This is a genomic window from Streptomyces sp. NPDC037273, from assembly GCF_055603625.1.
The window spans coordinates 105,518-124,220 of the sequence record NZ_JBVJVO010000009.1; the positions used below are offsets into that span (position 1 = coordinate 105,518).

Genomic DNA, 18,703 nt, shown 5'->3' on the forward strand with positions numbered 1-18,703 from the left:
TCCTCACGGCCTCCGCGCGCTCTCCCTTTCGGCGCCGCCGCGGCCCTGCGGCTCGGAAGCCGTGTACCGGGGTTACGAGGACGGTCGTGCCATGGCCTTGACGAAGGCGCGCTCGACGTCGGTGGTGGCGAGGACGCCGTAGATCTCGCCGGTGTCCTCGACGACGAGGTACTCGGTGGCGGGGCTGGCGCGGAGGTGGTCGAGGAGGGGCTGGCCGGTGAGCTCGGCGGGGACCCGCATGCCGTCGGCGATGTCCTGGGCGAGGGTGCTGACGGGGACCCAGGGGCGGCGGTGCTGGGGGACGGCGGCGATGGCGGTCTCGCGGACGATGCCGGTGGGTTCGCCGTTGCCGTCGACGACGACGAGGGCGCGGGCGCCGGCCTCGTTGGCGCGGCGGAGGGCCTCGGAGAGGGGGGTGGTGGCCTCGACGGGGATGGCGCGGCGGGTGAGGACGCGGGCGCGGAGCTCGGGGAGGTGCTCGCGGAGCCGGGCCATGCGGAGGCTGTTGCCGGCGCCGGTCCAGATGATCGCGGCGAGGATCGCGGCGAGCAGGGCGTCGGTGACGGTGGTGAAGCCGCTGATGTCGTCGGTGGCGGTGCCGAAGAGGCCGGTGCGGGTGAGCAGGGGCAGGCCGACGAGGACCAGGACGGCGAGGGCGCGGCCGACCCAGGCGGCGGCGACGGTGCCGCTCATGGGCTTGCCGGTGATCTTCCAGACGACGGCGCGCAGCATGCGGCCGCCGTCGAGCGGGAGGCCGGGGAGCAGGTTGAAGGCGGCGACGATCAGGTTGGAGATCATCAGTCCGGCGAGCAGGACGCCGGGGACGGTGCCGGGCTCGACGGCGTACAGGGAGAGGTAGAACACGCCGGAGAGGACGAGGGAGAGGAGCGGGCCGACGAACGCGAGGACGAATTCGCGGCCGGGGGTCTCGGTCTCCTTCTCGATCTCGGAGACGCCGCCGAAGAACTGGAGCTGGATGCGGCGCACCGGGAGCTTGAAGCGGAGCGCGGCGATGGTGTGGGCCAGTTCGTGGACGAGCACGGAGGCGTAGAAGGCGACGGCGAAGAAGAGGGAGACGAGGTAGCGGGCCGCGCCGAGTTCGGGCAGGACGCGCTCGATCTGGTCGCCGAAGACCCAGGTGATGAGGGCGGCGACGAGGAACCAGCTGGGGGCGACGTAGACGGGCACGCCGAAGGGGCGGCCCATGAGGATCCCGCCGCCGGGCTCCTCGGTCCGCTGCGGCTTGGGCTCGTCCTGGTTCACGGGTTCCTTTCGTCGCGTGGTGTGACCCGCGTCGGTGCGTCACGGTTCGATCATGCAGTGCGACGGGGTCCCGGGTCGATGGTATTCCGCGCGATGTCGGTGGCGGGTCGTAGGGTCTTCGTCATGAGTACGAGCGAGCAGGTGCCGGCGGAGCCCCGGGCGCCCATGTCGTTGTCGCCTTCGCGGGCGAGCGATTTCATGCAGTGTCCGCTGCTGTACCGGTTCCGGGTGATCGACCGGCTGCCGGAGAAGCCGAGTCCGGCGGCGACCCGGGGCACGCTGGTGCACGCGGTGCTCGAGCGGCTCTTCGACGATCCGGCGGCGGACCGGACGGCGCCGCGGGCGAAGGCGATGGTGCCGGGCCAGTGGGACCGGCTGCTCGAATCGAAGCCGGAGCTGGCCGAGCTGTTCGCGGAGGATCCCGGTGGGGAGCGGCTCGCGGGGTGGCTCGGCGAGGCGGAGCGGCTGGTGGAGCGGTGGTTCACGCTGGAGGACCCCTCGCGTCTGGAGCCGGCCGAGCGTGAGCTGTTCGTGGAGACGGAGCTGGATTCGGGGCTGCGGCTGCGCGGGGTGATCGACCGGATCGACGTGGCGCCCTCGGGTGACGTGCGGATCGTGGACTACAAGACGGGGAAGGCGCCCCGGCCCGAGTACCGGGACGGCGCGCTGTTCCAGATGACGTTCTACGCGCTGGTGGTCTGGCGGCTGCGCCGGGTGCTGCCGCGCCGGCTCCAGCTGGTGTACCTGGGCAGCGGGGACGTGCTGACGTACGACCCGGTGGAAGCGGATCTGCTGCGGGTGGAGCGGAAGCTCCTGGCGCTGTGGGACGCGATCCGTCTGGCGACGGAGACGGGTGACTGGCGGCCGCGTCCGACGAAGCTGTGCGGCTGGTGCGACCACCAGGCGGTCTGTCCGGAGTTCGGGGGGACTCCCCCGGTCTATCCGCTGAAGATCGTTTCCGCGCGCCCGCCGGAGTCGGGCGAATCGGGTCAGGGCAGAATGGACCCGGCCCAGCCCGCCCCGTGAAGGAGCCCTTGTGACGATTCGCGTCCTCTTGGTCGACGATCAGCCGCTGCTGCGCACCGGTTTCCGGATGATTCTGGAGGCGGAGCAGGACATCGCGGTGGTGGGTGAGGCCGGGGACGGTCTCCAGGCGCAGGAGCAGGTGCGCGCGCTCCAGCCGGACGTGGTGCTGATGGACATCCGGATGCCGCGGATGGACGGGGTGGAGGCGACCCGGCAGATCACCGGCCCGGGCCGGGACGGTCCGGCGAAGGTGCTGGTGCTGACCACCTTCGACCTCGACGAGTACGTGGTGGAGGCGCTGCGGGCCGGTGCCAGCGGTTTCCTCCTGAAGGACGCCCCGGCGAACGAGCTGGTGCAGGCGATCCGGGTGGTAGCGGCGGGCGAGGCGATGCTGGCGCCGTCGATCACGCGCCGGCTCCTCGACAAGTACTCGGCGCATCTGCCGACGGGCGAGGAGCGGATGCCGGACACGCTGAGCACCCTGACCGAGCGTGAGGTCGAGGTGCTGAAGCTGGTGTCGCGGGGCCTGTCGAACGCGGAGATCGCGGCGGACCTGTTCGTCAGCGAGACGACGGTCAAGACGCATGTGGGCCATGTGCTGACGAAGCTGGGGCTGCGCGACCGGGTGCAGGCCGCGGTGTACGCGTACGAGAGCGGTCTGGTGCGCCCCGGCGGCACCTCGTAGCCCGACGGCGGTCCAGGGGTACGGGGAGGGCCCGGCGCGCGTGGTGCGTGCCGGGCCCTTCCCGTGTCCCGTGCGGCGGGGGCCTCAGCCCTTCCGGATCTCCCAGAAGCGGAAGACGGTGGACGCGTCGAGGGTCCATTCCAGGCCGGTGATGTCGTCGCGGGAGACGGCGTACTGCTTGCCCTGCCAGAGCGGGAGGATGGGGAGTTCCTCGGCGACGAGGTCCTGGAGCTCCCCGTACTCCTTGCTGGTGGCGGCGCGGTCGGTGATGGCGGCGGTCTCCGGGAGGAGGCGGCCGGTGATGGCGGTGTTCTCGTAGTGGTTGCCGAGGACGTTGCCCTCGCCGAAGAACGGGGAGGTGAAGTTGTCGGCGTCCGGGTAGTCGGGGACCCAGCCCTTGACGTAGACGCCGTACTTGCCGGCCGCGATGTCCTTCTCGTACTGGTCGTAGGCGACGGACTTGACGTCGGCGTCGAAGAGGCCGCTTTCGTTGAGCTGGCCGGCGATGGCCTTCAGCTCCTGGTCGGTGGCGGGGCCGTAGCGGCTCGGGGTGGACCAGAGGGTGAGCTTGACCTTCTCGGTGATCCCGGCGGAGCGCAGGGCCTTCTTGGCCTTGGCCGCGTCGGGGGTGCCGTAGGTGTCGTAGAAGGCGGTGTTGTGGCCGGCGATGCCGGTCGGGACGATCGAGTAGAGCGGGGTGGCCGTCGACTTGTAGACGTGCTCGACGAGGGCCTCGCGGTTGACCAGGTGGGCGATGGCCTTGCGGACGCCGAGCTTGCCGACGACCGGGTCCTTCATGTTGAAGACGAGGTGCTGGACCTCGGCGCTGCTGCCCTGGATGACCTCGATGCCCTTGTCGTCCGTGGTGTCGGAGGCTTCGAGGGCGGCGATGTCGTCGGCGGAGAGGCCTCGGTAGGCCACGTCGACGTCGCCGTCGCCGAGGGCCTTGGCGAGGGCCGCGCGGTCACCCTGGTACAGCTTGAGGGTGATCCGGTTGTTCTTGGGCCGGGCGAGGCCGTGGTAGCCGGAGTTGCCGGAGAAGACGGCCTCGCTGTCGCTGAGGGAGTCCAGCTTGTAGGGGCCGGAGCCGACGGCCTTGCCGTCGGTGCGCAGCGCGTCGGCGGGGTACTCGGTGTGGTCGACGATGGAGCCGGCGCCGGAGGCGATCTTCTGGGGGAAGGTCGCGTCGGGGACCTTGAGGTGGAAGACGACGGTCCGCGCGTCCGGGGTCTCGATCTTGTCGATGGTGGAGAGCAGCGGCGCCGGGCCGGAGGGGTCGTCGATCTTGAGGGCCCGCTCGAAGGAGTACTTGACGTCCTCCGAGGTGAGCTTGTTGCCGTTCGAGAAGGTGAGGCCGTCCCGCAGGGTGCAGGTGTAGATCTTGCTCCCACCGGAGAAGCCGCACTTGTCGGCGGCCTCGGGCTCGGGCGCGAAGCCGCCCTTGGGGAAGGCGAGCAGGGACTGGAAGACGTTGTTGAACAGCAGCCAGGAGCCGGGGTCGTAACCGGCGGCCGGATCGGTGGCCAGGATCTCGTCGGACATGCCGACCCGCACGCCCGCGCCGGCGCCGTCGGAGCCGCCGCCCTGCTCGGTGCCGCAGCCGCTGAGGAGCGCGGCGGACAGGCCCGCGGCGAGCGGGGCCGTCAGCCACTTGTTGTGTGCCTTCACAGAACGTGCCTCTTGATCTCTATGTCAGACCGGCCGCGCGCGGGTGCGCGGCCGGTACCACCGATCCGGACAAGGGGTTAGACGGTGCCGCGGCCCAGTTCCCAGAGCAGCAGGTCGGAGGAGGTGTTGAGGGCGTACTCGACCCCGTTGAGGTCGTCGCGCGCGGCGACGTACTGCTTGCCCTGCCACAGCGGCAGGACGGGCACGTCCTCGGCGACGATCTTCTGGATCTGCGCGTAGACCGGGCTCGCCGCGTTGCGGTCGGCCAGCCGGCGCGAGCGCGGGATGAGCTGGTCGCGGACGACCTTGTTCACGTAGGGGGTGTTGAGGAAGTTGTCGCTGTCGAGGAAGGGCGCGACGTAGTTGTCGGGGTCCGGGTAGTCCGGGAACCAGCCCAGGCCGTAGACGGCGTAGTCGCCGCGCTTCTGGGCGGTGCGGAACTCGGACCACTCGGCGCCCTTGACGGTGGCGTCGAAGAGTTCCGAGGCGACGAGCTGCTTCTTGATCGCCTCGAACTCCTGGGCGGTCTCGGCGCCGTAGTGGTCGGTGGTGTAGTTCAGGGTCACCTTGACCGGCGTCTTGACGCCCGCGTCCTTGAGGATCTTGGCCGCGCGGGTGGCGTCGGGCTCGCCGTACTCGTCGAAGAAGGGGGTGGCGTGGCCGGTGATGCTGGAGGGGATCAGCGAGTAGAGCGGCTCGGCGGTGGGGCCGTAGACGAGGTTGACCAGGGCGCCGCGGTCGACGACGGACGCCATGGCCTGGCGGACGGCCTTCTCCTCGACGGAGGGGGCCTCGGTGTTGAAGCCGAGGTAGCGGATCTCGAGGCCGGGGACCTCGGTGACCTCGATGCCCTGCTTGGGCGTCTCGGTGAGGTCCTTGATCTGCTTCTGCGACAGGGAGCGGGCCATCATGTCGATGTCGTCGCTCTCGAGGGCGTCTCCCATGGCGCCGGCGTCGGCGTAGGGGCGCAGTTCGACCTTGTCGTTGCGCAGGGTGATGTCGCCCTTGTAGGACGGGTTCTTGGTGAAGACGAAGCGGGTGGCCTTGTCGCCCTCGCGCTCGACCTTCAGGGTGTACGGCCCCGAGCCGTCGACGTCGAAGCCGTCGCGGAGCTTGTCGGCGGCGTACTTGTCCTTGCTGAGGATGCCGGCGACGGGGGTGGAGAGCTTGTACGGGAAGGTGGCGTCGGGGCTCTTGAGGTGGAAGACGATGCCGTCGGTGCCCTGGGTCTCGACGGTGTCGACGTTCGCGAGGAGCGCGGCCGTTCCGTTGTCCGACTTGATCTTCAGGACGCGCTCGATGGAGTACTTGACGTCCTCGGCGGTGACGGGGGTGCCGTCGGCGAAGGTGAGGCCGGAGCGGAGCTTGCAGCGGTAGCTCTCGCTGGCCTTGTCGGTGAATCCGCAGCTCTGGGCGGCCTCGGGGACGGGCTCGCCGCCGCCGCGGGGGGTGTGCATCAGGGTCTGGACGGTCTGCCGGAGGATGTTCCAGGCGCCGGTGTCGTAGGCGAAGGCCGGGTCGAGCGGCGCGGGGGCGTCCTCGGTGGCGATGAACTGGTCCGTGGTGCCGACGACGATGCCCGCGGCGCCGTCCTCCGTTCCTCCGCAGGCGGCGAGCAGAGGGGCGAGCAGTCCGGCCACGGCCGGCAGCACCAGGGTCTTGCGGTTCATCAGGGACGATCTCCTCATCCGGCACTGGGGTACAGCGGTCAGTGGGAACTCCGCCGCCGGCCGCCCGGTCGGGGCGGGAGCGATCGGGCCGGGTGTTGCGATCGGTCCTGTGCTCACGGCTGCTTGGGTGTGCGCCGGTGCACGCGGTTATACGGCGAAGTACTCGCGAAAGATTAGTGGGCGGCGCCGCTATTGCCGGACCGCGGAGGGCCGGGGCCGCTGCCTCACCGTGTTCATGAATGCGGGGTTCCCGATAGTCATGCGGTGGTACGACGGGGACGCGCGGGAGCGAACCGGGACACATGAGGGCAACAGAACACCCCTATTTCGGACGCGGAACGCGAACAGGCCACCCGCCGGTGGGCACTCTGCGTGACGAACGTCACGGGAATGCCGTCCCGGTGAATGGCCTGGCCGAATCCCGGCGGGAATGCGGATTCCCGCCGGGGAAAGCTCAGATAAAGCTCAGATTCCGGAGATGAGGGTACGCAGGAAAGGCACGTCGACCTCTTCGAGGGAGCGCACGACCACCCGGCCGGGAGACTCCGCGATCGGGGCGACCGAGGGCACCGCGACGACCCGGCAGCCGGCGGCCTCGGCGGCCGCCACACCGGTCGCCGTGTCCTCGATGACGGCGCACAGCGCCGGGTCGGCCCCGACCCCGCGGGCGGCCGTCAGATAGGGCTCGGGGTGCGGCTTGGTGCGGATCACCTCGTCGCCCGCGACGGTCAGCGTGAAGCGGTCGCGGCCGAGCGAGGCGAGGACCCGGTCGATGATCCGCCGGTGCGAGGCGGAGACCAGGGCGGTCGGGATGGAGTGCCGTGCCAGCTCGGCGAGCAGCCGCTCGGCGCCCGGCATGAGCGGGACGCCGTGGTCGATGCGCTGCTCGAACTTCTCGTTGAGCAGCACGGTGAGCTCTTCGAGGGTGATGTCGGCGCCGGTGGACTCGATGAGGTAGCCCGCGCTGCGGGTCATCGGGCCGCCGACGACGATGTCCCGCCAGGCCTCGTCGAGCCGGTGTCCGAGGTCGGCGAAGACCTCGACCTCCGCGTCCCACCAGAAGCCCTCCGTGTCGACGAGGGTCCCGTCCATGTCGAGGAAGACCGCCTGCAGGGCGGAGCTGCCGTTCGTACGGAACAGGGACGCGGGGACCGTACTGGTCATCCGGCACACCTCCATGGAGGGACGAGAAGGCCGGCCCCCCTCCCCGGTACGGGGAGGAAGACCGGCCTGCACTGGACCGACAAGTGTACGTCCCGATCATCGCGGGTGCGTGGATTTACCCCACGCGTCCGCGCGGACGGTCACCGTGCGTTGAAGTACTTCGCCTCCGGGTGGTGGATGACGATGGCGTCGGTGGACTGTTCGGGGTGGAGCTGGAACTCCTCCGAGAGGTGGACGCCGATCCGCTCCGGCTGGAGCAGGTCCGCGATCTTCGCGCGGTCCTCCAGGTCGGGGCAGGCGCCGTAGCCCAGGGAGAAGCGGGCGCCGCGGTACTTGAGGTCGAACATGTCCTGGACGTTCGCCGGGTCCTCGCCGGCGAAGCCGAGCTCGGCGCGGACGCGGGCGTGCCAGTACTCGGCGAGGGCCTCGGCGAGCTGGACGGAGAGGCCGTGCAGCTCCAGGTAGTCGCGGTAGGAGTCGGACTCGAAGAGCTTGGCCGTGGCCTCGCCGATCTTCGAGCCGACGGTCACGACCTGGAGGCCGACGACGTCGGTCTCGCCGGACTCCTCCGGGCGGAAGAAGTCCGCGAGGCAGAGGCGGCGGCCGCGGCGCTGGCGGGGGAAGGTGAAGCGGGTCCGCTCGTTGCCGGCCTCGTCCAGGATGATCAGGTCGTCGCCCTTGGAGACGCAGGGGAAGTAGCCGTGGACGACGGCCGCCTCCAGGAGGTTCTCGGTGTGGAGGCGCTCCAGCCAGCCGCGCAGCCGCGGCCGGCCCTCGGTCTCGACCAGTTCCTCGTACGCCGGGCCGTCACCGGCGCGGTTCTGCTTGAGGCCCCACTGGCCCTTGAAGAGGGCGCCCTCGTCGAGCCAGGAGGCGTACTCCTTGAGCGGGATGCCCTTGACGACCCGGGTGCCCCAGAAGGGCGGGGCCGGCACCGGGTTGTCGGTGGCCACGTCGGAGCGGCCGCCGGGCTCCGGCTCGTCGACCTGGAGGGCGGTCGCCGTGTTCTTGGGGACCCTGCGCTGCTTGAGCTCGGGGAGCGCGGCTCCCGGGACGCCCCGCTTGACGGAGATGAGGGCGTCCATGAGGCGCAGGCCCTCGAAGGCGTCGCGGGCGTAGCGGACCTCGCCCTGGTAGATCTCGTGCAGGTCCTGTTCGACGTAGGCCCTGGTGAGGGCGGCGCCGCCGAGGATCACCGGGTACTTGGCGGCCAGCTCGCGCTGGTTCAGCTCCTCCAGGTTCTCCTTCATGATCACGGTGGACTTCACGAGGAGGCCGGACATGCCGATGACGTCGGCGGAGTGCTGTTCGGCGGCTTCCAGGATGGCGGAGACCGGCTGCTTGATGCCGATGTTGACGACGTTGTAGCCGTTGTTGGAGAGGATGATGTCGACGAGGTTCTTGCCGATGTCGTGGACGTCGCCGCGGACGGTGGCGAGGACGATCGTGCCCTTGCCGTCGGCGTCCGACTTCTCCATGTGCGGCTCCAGGTGGGCCACCGCGGTCTTCATGACCTCGGCGGACTGGAGCACGAACGGCAGCTGCATCTGGCCGGAGCCGAAGAGCTCGCCGACCACCTTCATGCCGTCGAGCAGGGTCTCGTTGACGATGTCGAGGGCGGGCCGGGAGGTGAGGGCCTCGTCGAGGTCGGCTTCGAGGCCGTTCTTCTCGCCGTCGATGATCCGGCGCTTGAGGCGCTCGTCGAGCGGCAGGGCGAGGAGTTCCTCGGTCTTGCCGGCCTTCAGCGACTTGGTGTTGACGCCCTCGAACAGCGCCATCAGCTTCTGCAGCGGGTCGTAGCCCTCGGCACGGCGGTCGTAGATCAGGTCGAGGGCGGTGGTGACCTGCTCCTCGTCGAAGCGGGCGATCGGCAGGATCTTGGAGGCGTGGACGATCGCCGAGTCGAGGCCCGCCTTGACGCACTCGTCGAGGAAGACCGAGTTCAGCAGGATGCGGGCGGCCGGGTTGAGGCCGAAGGAGATGTTGGAGAGGCCCAGGGTCGTCTGGACGTCCGGGTGGCGGCGCTTCAGTTCGCGGATCGACTCGATCGTGGCGACGCCGTCCTTGCGGGACTCCTCCTGACCGGTGCAGATGGTGAAGGTCAGGGTGTCGATCAGGATGTCCGACTCGCGGATGCCCCAGTTGCCGGTGAGGTCCTCGATGAGGCGCTCGGCGATGGCGACCTTGTGCTCGACGGTGCGGGCCTGGCCCTCCTCGTCGATGGTGAGGGCGATCAGCGCGGCGCCGTGCTCCTGGGCGAGGCGCGTCACCTTGGCGAAGCGGGAGTCGGGGCCGTCGCCGTCCTCGTAGTTGACCGAGTTGATGACGGCCCGGCCGCCGAGCTTCTCCAGACCGGCGCGCAGCACGTCGACCTCGGTGGAGTCGAGCACGATCGGCAGGGTGGAGGCGGTGGCGAAGCGGCCGGCCAGCTCCTTCATGTCGGCGACGCCGTCCCGGCCGACGTAGTCGACGCACAGGTCGAGCATGTGCGCGCCTTCGCGGATCTGGTCGCGGGCCATCTCGACGCAGTCGTCCCAGCGGGCTTCGAGCATCGCCTCGCGGAACTTCTTGGAGCCGTTCGCGTTGGTGCGCTCGCCGATCGCCATGTACGCGGTGTCCTGGCGGAAGGGCACGGTCTGGTAGAGCGAGGCGGCGCCGGGCTCGGGCTGCGGGGAGCGCTCGGGGGGCGTGACGCCCTGGACCCGCTCGACGACCTGGCGCAGGTGCTCGGGCGTGGAGCCGCAGCAGCCGCCGACGAGCGAGAGGCCGTAGTCGCGGACGAAGTTCTCCTGCGCGTCGGCCATCTCGGAGGGCGTCAGCGGGAAGTAGGCGCCGTCCTTGGTGAGGATCGGCAGGCCGGCGTTCGGCATGCACATCAGGGGCGTGCGCGAGTGGCGGGCGAGGTAGCGGAGGTGCTCGTTCATCTCGGCCGGGCCGGTCGAGCAGTTGAGGCCGATCATGTCGATGCCGAGCGGCTCGAGGGCCGTCAGCGCGGCGCCGATCTCGGAGCCGAGCAGCATGACGCCGGTGGTCTCGAAGGCGAGGGAACAGATGAGGGGCACGTCGACGCCCAGGGCCTCCATGGCCCGGCGCGCGCCGACCAGGCTCGACTTGGTCTGGAGGAGGTCCTGGGTCGTCTCCACGATCAGGGCGTCGGCGCCGCCGGCGAGGAGGCCCTCGGCGTTCTGCTGGTAGCCGTCCCGCAGGATGTCGTACGTGGTGTGGCCGAGCGAGGGCAGCTTGGTGCCGGGGCCGATGGAGCCGAGGACCCAGCGCTGCCGGCCGTCCTTGGCGCCGAACTCGTCGGCGACCTCGCGGGCGAGCCGGGCGCCGGCCTCGGAGAGCTCGAAGATGCGGTCGGCGATCTCGTACTCGCCGGCGGCGGAGTGGTTGGAGCCGAAGGTGTTCGTCTCGACGCAGTCGACGCCGGCCTCGAAGTACTCCTCGTGGACCGAGCGGACGATGTCGGGGCGCGTGACGTTCAGGATCTCGTTGCAGCCTTCGAGGTTCTGGAAGTCCTCGAGGGTGGGGTCCTGGGCCTGGAGCATGGTGCCCATGGCTCCGTCGGCGACGACGACCCGGGTCGCGAGCGCCTCGCGAAGGGCGGCGACACGGGTCCTGCTGTCAGCGGAAGGGGTCGGCGACGAGGCCATGGATGAGCTCCCTGGGATGCGACGGCTGTCGGCTTTGCGCCCTCGGCGGAGGGTGCACGTGGCCAGCGTAACCGCGCCCGGCCCGGGGTGGACACGGCGTCCCACGGGCCGGACGGCATCCTGTGTGCGGGGACTCCCGGTCCGGCCCGTTCTTGTCCGACACTGTCAGGTGTAACGCAAGGTCGGCATCGACCGATAGTGTTCAGCATTGTCGAACAGCGTTGTGGACAGCGTGAGAGGGATAAGGGGCCGGGCGATGGCGAAGAACATCCAGTCGCTTGAACGGGCGGCGGCCATGCTGCGACTGCTCGCGGGCGGCGAGCGCCGGCTCGGCCTGTCCGACATCGCGTCCTCACTGGGCCTCGCCAAGGGAACGGCCCACGGCATCCTGCGCACCCTCCAGGCGGAGGGCTTCGTCGAGCAGGAGGCGGCCTCGGGCCGCTATCAGCTGGGCGCGGAGCTGCTGCGGCTCGGCAACAGCTATCTGGACGTCCACGAGCTGCGGGCGCGCGCCCTGGTCTGGACGGACGACCTGGCGCGGTCCAGCGGCGAGAGCGTGCACCTGGGGGTGCTGCACCAGCGGGGCGTGCTGATCGTGCACCACGTCTTCCGGCCGGACGACAGCCGTCAGGTCCTGGAGGTGGGGGCCATGCAGCCGCTGCACTCCACGGCGCTCGGCAAGGTCCTCTCGGCGTACGACCCGGTGGCCCACAGCGAGGTCCTGGAGGTCGAGAGGGAGGCGTTCACGCCCCGGACGACCACGGAGACCGGGGAGTTCGAGGAGTTGCTCGACCTGGTGCGGGCCCGCGGCTGGGCGGCGGACGCCGAGGAGACCTGGGAGGGCGTGGCGTCGGTGGCCGCGCCGATCCACGACCGGCGGCGGATGCCGGTGGGCGCGGTGGCCGTGACGGGCGCCGTGGAGCGGCTCTGCCCGGGCGGCGAGCTGCGCCCCGAGCTGGTGGCGGCGGTGCGGGACTGCGCCCGCGCGGTCTCGCGCGACCTGGGCGCCGGCCGCTTCTGACACGCCGCGGGGGTACGCCTCCGCGCGCGCCCCGCAGACGCCCCACAGACGAACGAACCCGTCGGTAACGATCGCGTTATCGGCGGGTTTTTCACGTCCCGGACCCTTGACGTGCTGTTAACCCGGGGGCAAAACTTCCGTTCATCGGTCGGCATTGTCGAACACCTAACGGCAATACACGCTAGAGTGTGGCACTGCCAAGGGCCGGTAACGCCCTCAGCACGAGGGCGCGGACCACCGGAGGGACCCGGGGTTCGCCTTCCCCTGGACGAAGGACAAAGGAGTCGCGGGTGTCCAGCTCCGACATCTTCCTCGGCGAGACCATCGGTACCGCCGTACTCATTCTGCTCGGCGGCGGTGTGTGCGCCGCCGTGACGCTCAAGGGCTCCAAGGCCCGCAACGCGGGCTGGCTCGCGATCACCTTCGGGTGGGGCTTCGCCGTCATGACGGCCGTCTACATGACCGCTTCCCTCTCGGGCGCCCATCTGAACCCCGCCGTCACGGTCGGAATCGCGATCAAGGACGGGGAGTGGGACAACGTCCCCGTCTACATCGCGGGCCAGATGCTCGGCGCGATGATCGGCGCGGCGCTGGTCTGGGTGGCCTACTACGGCCAGTTCCAGGCGCACCTCGCCGACCCCGAGGCCTCGGGCAAGAAGCCGGTCGAGGGCCCCGGCCCGGTGCTCGGCATCTTCTCCACCGGCCCCGAGATCCGGAACACCTGGCAGAACCTGGCCACCGAGATCATCGGCACCGTCGTGCTCGTCCTGGCCGTGCTCACCCAGGGCCTGAACGACAGCGGCAAGGGCCTCGGCGTCATAGGCGCCCTGATCACCGCGTTCGTCGTGGTCTCCATCGGCCTCTCGCTCGGCGGCCCGACCGGCTACGCGATCAACCCGGCCCGTGACCTCGGCCCGCGCATCGTGCACGCCCTGCTGCCGCTGCCGCACAAGGGCGGCTCCGACTGGAGCTACGCCTGGATCCCGGTCGTCGGACCGCTGGTCGGCGGAGCCATCGCCGCGGGTATCTACAACATCGCGTTCGCCTGAGCCGTCCTTCTTCCAGACCTCCCTTGGAGCACACCGTGACCGACGCACACACCTCCGGCCCGTTCATCGCGGCCATCGACCAGGGCACCACCTCCTCGCGCTGCATCGTCTTCGACAAGGACGGCCGGATCGTCTCCGTCGACCAGAAGGAACACGAGCAGATCTTCCCGAAGCCGGGCTGGGTCGAGCACGACGCCGCCGAGATCTGGACCAACGTCCAGGAGGTCGTCGCCGGCGCCCTGACGAAGGGCGGCATCGCCGCCGCGGACGTCAAGGCCATCGGCATCACCAACCAGCGCGAGACCACCCTGCTCTGGGACAAGAACACCGGTGAGCCTGTCCACAACGCCCTCGTCTGGCAGGACACCCGCACCGACGCCCTCTGCAAGGAGCTCGGCCGCAACGTCGGCCAGGACCGCTTCCGCCGCGAGACGGGCCTGCCGCTCGCCTCGTACTTCTCCGGTCCGAAGGTCCGCTGGCTGCTCGACAACGTCGAGGGGCTCCGCGAGCGCGCCGAGCGCGGCGAGATCCTCTTCGGCACCATGGACTCCTGGGTCATCTGGAACCTGACCGGCGGCGTCGACGGCGGCGTGCACGTCACGGACGTCACCAACGCCTCGCGCACCATGCTGATGAACCTGCACACCATGGAGTGGGACGACAAGATCCTCCAGTCCATGGAGATCCCGGCGGCCGTGCTGCCCGAGATCCGTTCCTCCGCCGAGGTCTACGGTCAGGTCAAGGGCGGCGTCCTGGACGGCATCCCGGTCGCCTCGGCGCTCGGCGACCAGCAGGCGGCCCTCTTCGGCCAGACCTGTTTCGCCGAGGGCGAGGCCAAGTCCACCTACGGCACCGGCACCTTCATGCTGATGAACACCGGTGACAAGATCATCAACTCCTACAGCGGGCTGCTGACCACGGTCGGCTACCAGATCGGCGACGCCAAGCCGGTCTACGCCCTGGAGGGCTCGATCGCCGTCACCGGTTCGCTGGTGCAGTGGATGCGCGACCAGATGGGCCTCATCAAGTCCGCCGCCGAGATCGAGACCCTCGCGTCCTCGGTCGAGGACAACGGCGGCGCGTACTTCGTACCGGCCTTCTCCGGCCTCTTCGCCCCGTACTGGCGCTCCGACGCCCGCGGTGTGATCGCCGGCCTCACCCGGTACGTCACCAAGGCGCACATCGCCCGCGCCGTCCTGGAGGCCACCGCCTGGCAGACCCGCGAGATCACCGACGCCATGACGAAGGACTCCGGCGTCGAGCTGACCGCGCTCAAGGTCGACGGCGGCATGACCTCCAACAACCTGCTGATGCAGACCCTCTCGGACTTCCTGGACGCGCCCGTCGTGCGTCCGATGGTCGCCGAGACCACCTGCCTCGGCGCCGCCTACGCCGCCGGCCTGGCCGTCGGCTTCTGGCCGGACACCGACGCGCTGCGCGCCAACTGGCGCCGCGCCGCGGAATGGACCCCTCGCATGGACGCCGACAAGCGTGACCGCGAGTACAAGAGCTGGCTCAAGGCCGTAGAACGTTCCATGGGCTGGCTCGACGACGCACCCGAGGAGTAGATCGACATGACCACCCTGCAGAGCGTCCCTGCCCTTGGGACGCACCCGGCGTCCGGCTCCCTGCCGAGCCGCGCCGAGACCCGGGACCAGCTTTCCAAGGCGACGTACGACCTCCTGGTGATCGGCGGTGGCATCCTGGGCATCTCCACCGCCTGGCACGCCGCGCAGTCGGGCCTGCGGGTGGCCCTGGTGGACGCCGGCGACTTCGCCGGCGCCACCTCCTCCGCCTCCTCCAAGCTCCTCCACGGCGGTCTGCGCTACCTGCAGACCGGCGCGGTGAAGCTGGTGGCGGAGAACCACTTCGAGCGGCGTGCGGTCTCCCGTCAGGTGGCACCGCACCTCGCCAACCCCCTCACCTTCTACCTGCCCGTCTACAAGGGCGGCCCGCACGGCGCGGCCAAGCTCGGCGCCGGAGTCTTCGCGTACTCGGCCCTCTCGGCCTTCGGCGACGGCGTCGGCCACCTGCTCTCCCCCGCCAAGGCCGCGCAGGACGTCCCCGAGCTGCGTACGGACAACCTGAAGGCCGTCGCCGTCTACGGCGACGACCAGATGAACGACGCCCGCATGGCCCTGATGACGGTCCGCGCCGCGGTCGACGCCGGCGCCACCGTCCTCAACCACGCCGAGGTCACCGGTCTGCGGTTCACCCGCGGCCGGGTCACCGGTGCCGAGCTCAAGGACCGCACCAGCGGCGACGAGTTCGGCGTCACCGCCCGCCTCGTGCTCAACGCGACCGGCCCCTGGGTCGACCACCTGCGCAAGATGGAGGACCCGAACGCGGCCCCCTCCATCCGCCTCTCCAAGGGCGCCCACCTGGTCCTCAAGCGGACCTCGCCGTGGAAGGCCGCGCTGGCCACCCCGATCGACAAGTACCGGATCACCTTCGCCCTCCCCTGGGAGGACATGCTGCTCCTCGGCACCACCGACGAGGAGTACGAGGGCGACCCCGGCCAGGTCGAGGTCACCGAGAAGGACACCGCCCAGATCCTGGACGAGGCCGCCTTCTCCATCCGCGACCAGCAGCTGTCGCGCGACCTCATCACCTACTCCTTCGCCGGTCTGCGGGTCCTCCCCGGCGGTCCCGGCGACACCTCCAAGGCCAAGCGCGAGACGGTCGTGACCGAGGGCCGCGGCGGCATGCTGTCGGTGGCCGGCGGCAAGTGGACGACCTTCCGCCACATCGGCCGCACGGTCATGAAGAAGCTGGAGCAGCTCCCGGGCCACCCGCTCGGCGAGGACTACGAGCCGGTGTCCGCGCTGCCGAAGCGGCTGCCGCTGCCCGGCATAGCCAACCCGAACGCGGTCGCGCACCGGCTGCTCGTCGACGGCCCGGCACCCGGTCCCCGGATGGCCGCCGACACCGCCAAGCACCTGGCGACGCACTACGGCTCGCTCTCCTTCGAGATCGCCCGGATGGCGAACGAGAACCCGGAGCTGGCCCGCCGGATCCACCCGGACGCCCCGGAGATCTGGGCGCAGGTCGCCTACGCCCGCGACCACGAGTGGGCCGAGACGGCGGACGACGTGCTGCGCCGCCGTACGACGCTGACGATCCGGGGCCTGGCGACGGACGAGGTCCGCGCCGGCGTCGAGTCGATGCTGCGGAAGTAACGTCCGTACGCCCGGGGGCGGTTCCTCTTCGAGGGGCCGCCCCTCCGGCGTACCCGGGCGCGGCGGCGGGCCGGCCGTGTGCGGAGGGGAGTTCCTGGGTAGTCGATCAAGGCCGCACGCGTTTTCGGAGCTGTCCGGGGGCTGCGGGCGGGCCGCCGGAAACCCGTAAGGTTGGTCCGTACGACAGGAACTTCGAAAAGGAGGCGCTGGGTGATCGAGCTCGAGGGGGTACCCGAGCTGATCGACCCGGTCATGGTGGCCGCGTTCGAAGGCTGGAACGACGCCGGCGACGCCGCCTCCACCGCGGTCGCCCATCTGGACCGGGAATGGAAGGGCGAGGTCTTCGCGGCGCTCGACGCCGAGGACTACTACGACTTCCAGGTCAACCGGCCGACGGTCTTCCTGGACAACGGCGTCCGGAAGATCACCTGGCCGACGACCCGGCTCTCCGTGGTCCGGGTCGGCGGCGACAAGCCCCGCGACCTGGTGCTCGTGCGCGGGATCGAGCCCTCGATGCGCTGGCGCTCCTTCTGCAACGAGCTGCTCGGCTTCGCCCATGAGCTGGGCGTGGAGATGGTGGTGATCCTGGGCGCGCTGCTCGGCGACACCCCGCACACCCGGCCCGTCCCGGTCAGCGGGGTCACCTCCGACCCCGATCTGGCGCGGACGATGGACCTGGAGGAGACCCGCTACGAGGGCCCGACCGGGATCGTCGGCATCCTCCAGGAGGCGTGCACCCACGCGGGCGTGCCGGCCGTGAGCCTGTGGGCGGCGGTGCCGCACTACGTGTCGCAGCCGCCGAACCCGAAGGCGACCCTGGCGCTCCTCAACCGTCTGGAGGACCTCATCGGTCTGCGCATCCCGCTGGGCGAGCTGCCCGAGGACGCGCGGGCCTGGCAGCTGGGCGTGGACCAGCTGGCGGCGGAGGACAGCGAGGTCGCCGAGTACGTGCAGACCCTGGAGGAGGCGCGGGACACGGCCGAGCTGCCGGAGGCCTCCGGCGAGGCGATCGCCCGCGAGTTCGAGCGCTATCTGCGGCGCCGCGAGCCCGGCACAGGACCTGGCCCCGGCATGGCGACGGACGGCGGCGACTCCCCGTTCCTGCGGGAGGCCGGCGGCCGCACCCGACCGCCGAAGCCGGAACAGCCGGGACCCGAGGCGGTTCCGGGCGCGGATCAGCCGGAGCGGGAAGGTGACCGGCCGGCCCCGGACGCGGAGGCGGAGGGTCCGGGCGGCGAGCCCGAACCGCCCGCCGAGGGCGCGGGCGGCGACGCCGAGGAGTGACCCGGTACGGGAGGGGTGGCGCGGCCGCCCCTCCCGTTCGGCTTTCCGGGCTCAGACCTTCGGCACGGAGACCGCGTCGTACGCGGCGGTGGTGGGGTCAGGGTCCAGGCCGAACCGGGCGTTGGGCAGATAGATCCGGTCGCCCCAGGCCGCCGCGGTGGTGGGGACGCGGAAGCGGTCGGCATCGGTGATCAGGGCGATGGCGGTGCCGCGCGAGCCGGTCGCGTCGAGCCGGACGACGTCGATCCGGTTGGTCGCCTGCTGGACGACGTACAGGTCGCGGCCGAGGAGCAGCAGGCCGTCGCCGTTCGGGATCCGCAGGCCGCCGAGGTCGACGGCGCGGGCGGTGCCGGTGCGCGGGTCGACCCGCATCAGCGTGCCGCCGTCGCGGAAGACGTTGATCACGAGCAGGGCCCGGCCGTCGGGGGTGCGGGCGATGCCGTTGGCGGTGAAGTCGGGGCCCTGGACCCAGTCGCCACCGAGCGGGACAGGGGTCACCTCGTGGCCGGGTTCGCCGGTGCGGTCGAGGTCGAGACGGTAGAGCTGCGGCTGGTAGGAGTCGGTGAACCAGGCGGCGCCGGGGGTGAGGACGACGTCGTTGACCATGGTGGTGTCGGCGCCGATGCCGGTGAACTGGCGTCGGACCGCACCCGAGCGTGCGTCGACGACGCGGATCTCCCGGCTCCAGCCGCCGGAGAGGAAGAGCCGGCGCTCCGCCCGGTCGATCTTGAGTCCGACGGTGACGTGTCCGTCGCCGCCCTGGTGGACGATCCGGCCCTCGCCGGTGGCGAGCGAGGCCCGGTAGACGGCCCCGTTGCCGAGGGAGCCGAAGTAGGCGTACGGGCTGTGGCCGATGGCGATGCCCTCGGGCTGGAAGCCGGTCGGCAGCGGGAACCCGGTGGGCCAGTGCCCGCCGGGAGCCGCCGCCCGCGCCTGGCCCGCGGTGAGCGGGCCGGTGAGAGCCGCCGCGCCGATGGCGGCGGCGGCTCCCAGGAATCCTCTGCGTGCGAGGGGATGCTCCACTGAGTGCCCTTTCGTACA

Annotated in this window: 13 protein-coding genes; 7 read left to right on the forward strand and 6 right to left on the reverse strand. The window is 70.7% G+C overall.

Annotation, left to right across the window (positions count from 1 at the left end; genetic code table 11):
* Positions 1–72: 72 nt before the first annotated feature.
* On the reverse strand, positions 73–1,206 hold the full coding sequence (locus ACZ7G1_RS23955; protein ID WP_470875846.1) for a site-2 protease family protein: 1,134 nt from the start codon (positions 1,204–1,206) through the stop codon (positions 73–75).
* A 180-nt stretch (positions 1,207–1,386) separates the two neighbouring features.
* On the opposite strand from ACZ7G1_RS23955, the gene ACZ7G1_RS23960 reads away from it, so the two are divergent.
* Positions 1,387–2,289 carry a RecB family exonuclease gene (locus ACZ7G1_RS23960; RefSeq protein ID WP_470875692.1) on the forward strand — a complete coding sequence of 301 codons (903 nt, stop codon included), beginning with the start codon at positions 1,387–1,389 and terminating at the stop codon, positions 2,287–2,289.
* A 10-nt stretch (positions 2,290–2,299) separates the two neighbouring features.
* Positions 2,300–2,974: a response regulator gene (locus ACZ7G1_RS23965; protein WP_470875690.1), complete on the forward strand. Its 675-nt coding sequence runs from the start codon at positions 2,300–2,302 to the stop codon at positions 2,972–2,974.
* Between the two features lie 84 nt (positions 2,975–3,058).
* Here ACZ7G1_RS23965 and ACZ7G1_RS23970 read toward each other — a convergent pair whose 3' ends face one another.
* The 4 genes from ACZ7G1_RS23970 to metH all read right to left on the reverse strand — a co-directional run bounded on the left by ACZ7G1_RS23970 (position 3,059) and on the right by metH (position 11,129).
* Positions 3,059–4,642, reverse strand: a complete 1,584-nt coding sequence (locus ACZ7G1_RS23970) for an ABC transporter substrate-binding protein (RefSeq protein ID WP_470875688.1) — start codon at positions 4,640–4,642, stop codon at positions 3,059–3,061.
* 77 nt (positions 4,643–4,719) lie between these two features.
* On the reverse strand, positions 4,720–6,312 hold the full coding sequence (locus ACZ7G1_RS23975; RefSeq protein ID WP_470875686.1) for an ABC transporter substrate-binding protein: 1,593 nt from the start codon (positions 6,310–6,312) through the stop codon (positions 4,720–4,722).
* Positions 6,313–6,777: 465 nt separating this feature from the next.
* Complete coding sequence (locus tag ACZ7G1_RS23980) at positions 6,778–7,476, reverse strand: HAD family hydrolase (protein WP_470875685.1); 699 nt, start codon at positions 7,474–7,476, stop codon at positions 6,778–6,780.
* A 140-nt stretch (positions 7,477–7,616) separates the two neighbouring features.
* Complete coding sequence (gene metH / locus ACZ7G1_RS23985) at positions 7,617–11,129, reverse strand: methionine synthase (protein WP_470875683.1); 3,513 nt, start codon at positions 11,127–11,129, stop codon at positions 7,617–7,619.
* Between the two features lie 256 nt (positions 11,130–11,385).
* On the opposite strand from metH, the gene ACZ7G1_RS23990 reads away from it, so the two are divergent.
* From ACZ7G1_RS23990 to ACZ7G1_RS24010, 5 genes are all read left to right on the forward strand, one after another.
* Positions 11,386–12,150 carry an IclR family transcriptional regulator gene (locus tag ACZ7G1_RS23990; protein WP_470875682.1) on the forward strand — a complete coding sequence of 255 codons (765 nt, stop codon included), beginning with the start codon at positions 11,386–11,388 and terminating at the stop codon, positions 12,148–12,150.
* A 290-nt stretch (positions 12,151–12,440) separates the two neighbouring features.
* On the forward strand, positions 12,441–13,199 hold the full coding sequence (locus ACZ7G1_RS23995) for an MIP/aquaporin family protein (protein ID WP_470875681.1): 759 nt from the start codon (positions 12,441–12,443) through the stop codon (positions 13,197–13,199).
* 35 nt (positions 13,200–13,234) lie between these two features.
* Positions 13,235–14,767, forward strand: a complete 1,533-nt coding sequence (gene glpK, locus ACZ7G1_RS24000; protein WP_470875679.1) for a glycerol kinase GlpK — start codon at positions 13,235–13,237, stop codon at positions 14,765–14,767.
* A 6-nt stretch (positions 14,768–14,773) separates the two neighbouring features.
* Positions 14,774–16,378, forward strand: coding sequence for a glycerol-3-phosphate dehydrogenase/oxidase (locus ACZ7G1_RS24005; RefSeq protein ID WP_470875678.1), 1,605 nt, complete (start codon positions 14,774–14,776; stop codon positions 16,376–16,378).
* Between the two features lie 210 nt (positions 16,379–16,588).
* Positions 16,589–17,662, forward strand: coding sequence for a PAC2 family protein (locus ACZ7G1_RS24010; RefSeq protein WP_470875677.1), 1,074 nt, complete (start codon positions 16,589–16,591; stop codon positions 17,660–17,662).
* A 51-nt stretch (positions 17,663–17,713) separates the two neighbouring features.
* Here the strand turns inward: ACZ7G1_RS24010 and ACZ7G1_RS24015 are convergent, their stop codons facing one another.
* Positions 17,714–18,685, reverse strand: coding sequence for an SMP-30/gluconolactonase/LRE family protein (locus tag ACZ7G1_RS24015; RefSeq protein WP_470875675.1), 972 nt, complete (start codon positions 18,683–18,685; stop codon positions 17,714–17,716).
* Positions 18,686–18,703 lie beyond the last annotated feature (18 nt).

What these genes read in the sequence shown, in the direction of transcription:
- ACZ7G1_RS23955 (WP_470875846.1), bottom strand. Translation starts at nt 1,206, where the DNA reads ATGGGCCGCCCCTTCGGCGTGCCCGTCTACGTCGCCCCCAGCTGGTTC.
- ACZ7G1_RS23960 (WP_470875692.1), top strand. Translation starts at nt 1,387, where the DNA reads ATGAGTACGAGCGAGCAGGTGCCGGCGGAGCCCCGGGCGCCCATGTCG.
- ACZ7G1_RS23975 (WP_470875686.1), bottom strand. Translation starts at nt 6,312, where the DNA reads ATGAACCGCAAGACCCTGGTGCTGCCGGCCGTGGCCGGACTGCTCGCC.
- ACZ7G1_RS23980 (WP_470875685.1), bottom strand. Translation starts at nt 7,476, where the DNA reads ATGACCAGTACGGTCCCCGCGTCCCTGTTCCGTACGAACGGCAGCTCC.
- metH (WP_470875683.1), bottom strand. Translation starts at nt 11,129, where the DNA reads ATGGCCTCGTCGCCGACCCCTTCCGCTGACAGCAGGACCCGTGTCGCC.
- ACZ7G1_RS23990 (WP_470875682.1), top strand. Translation starts at nt 11,386, where the DNA reads ATGGCGAAGAACATCCAGTCGCTTGAACGGGCGGCGGCCATGCTGCGA.
- ACZ7G1_RS24005 (WP_470875678.1), top strand. Translation starts at nt 14,774, where the DNA reads ATGACCACCCTGCAGAGCGTCCCTGCCCTTGGGACGCACCCGGCGTCC.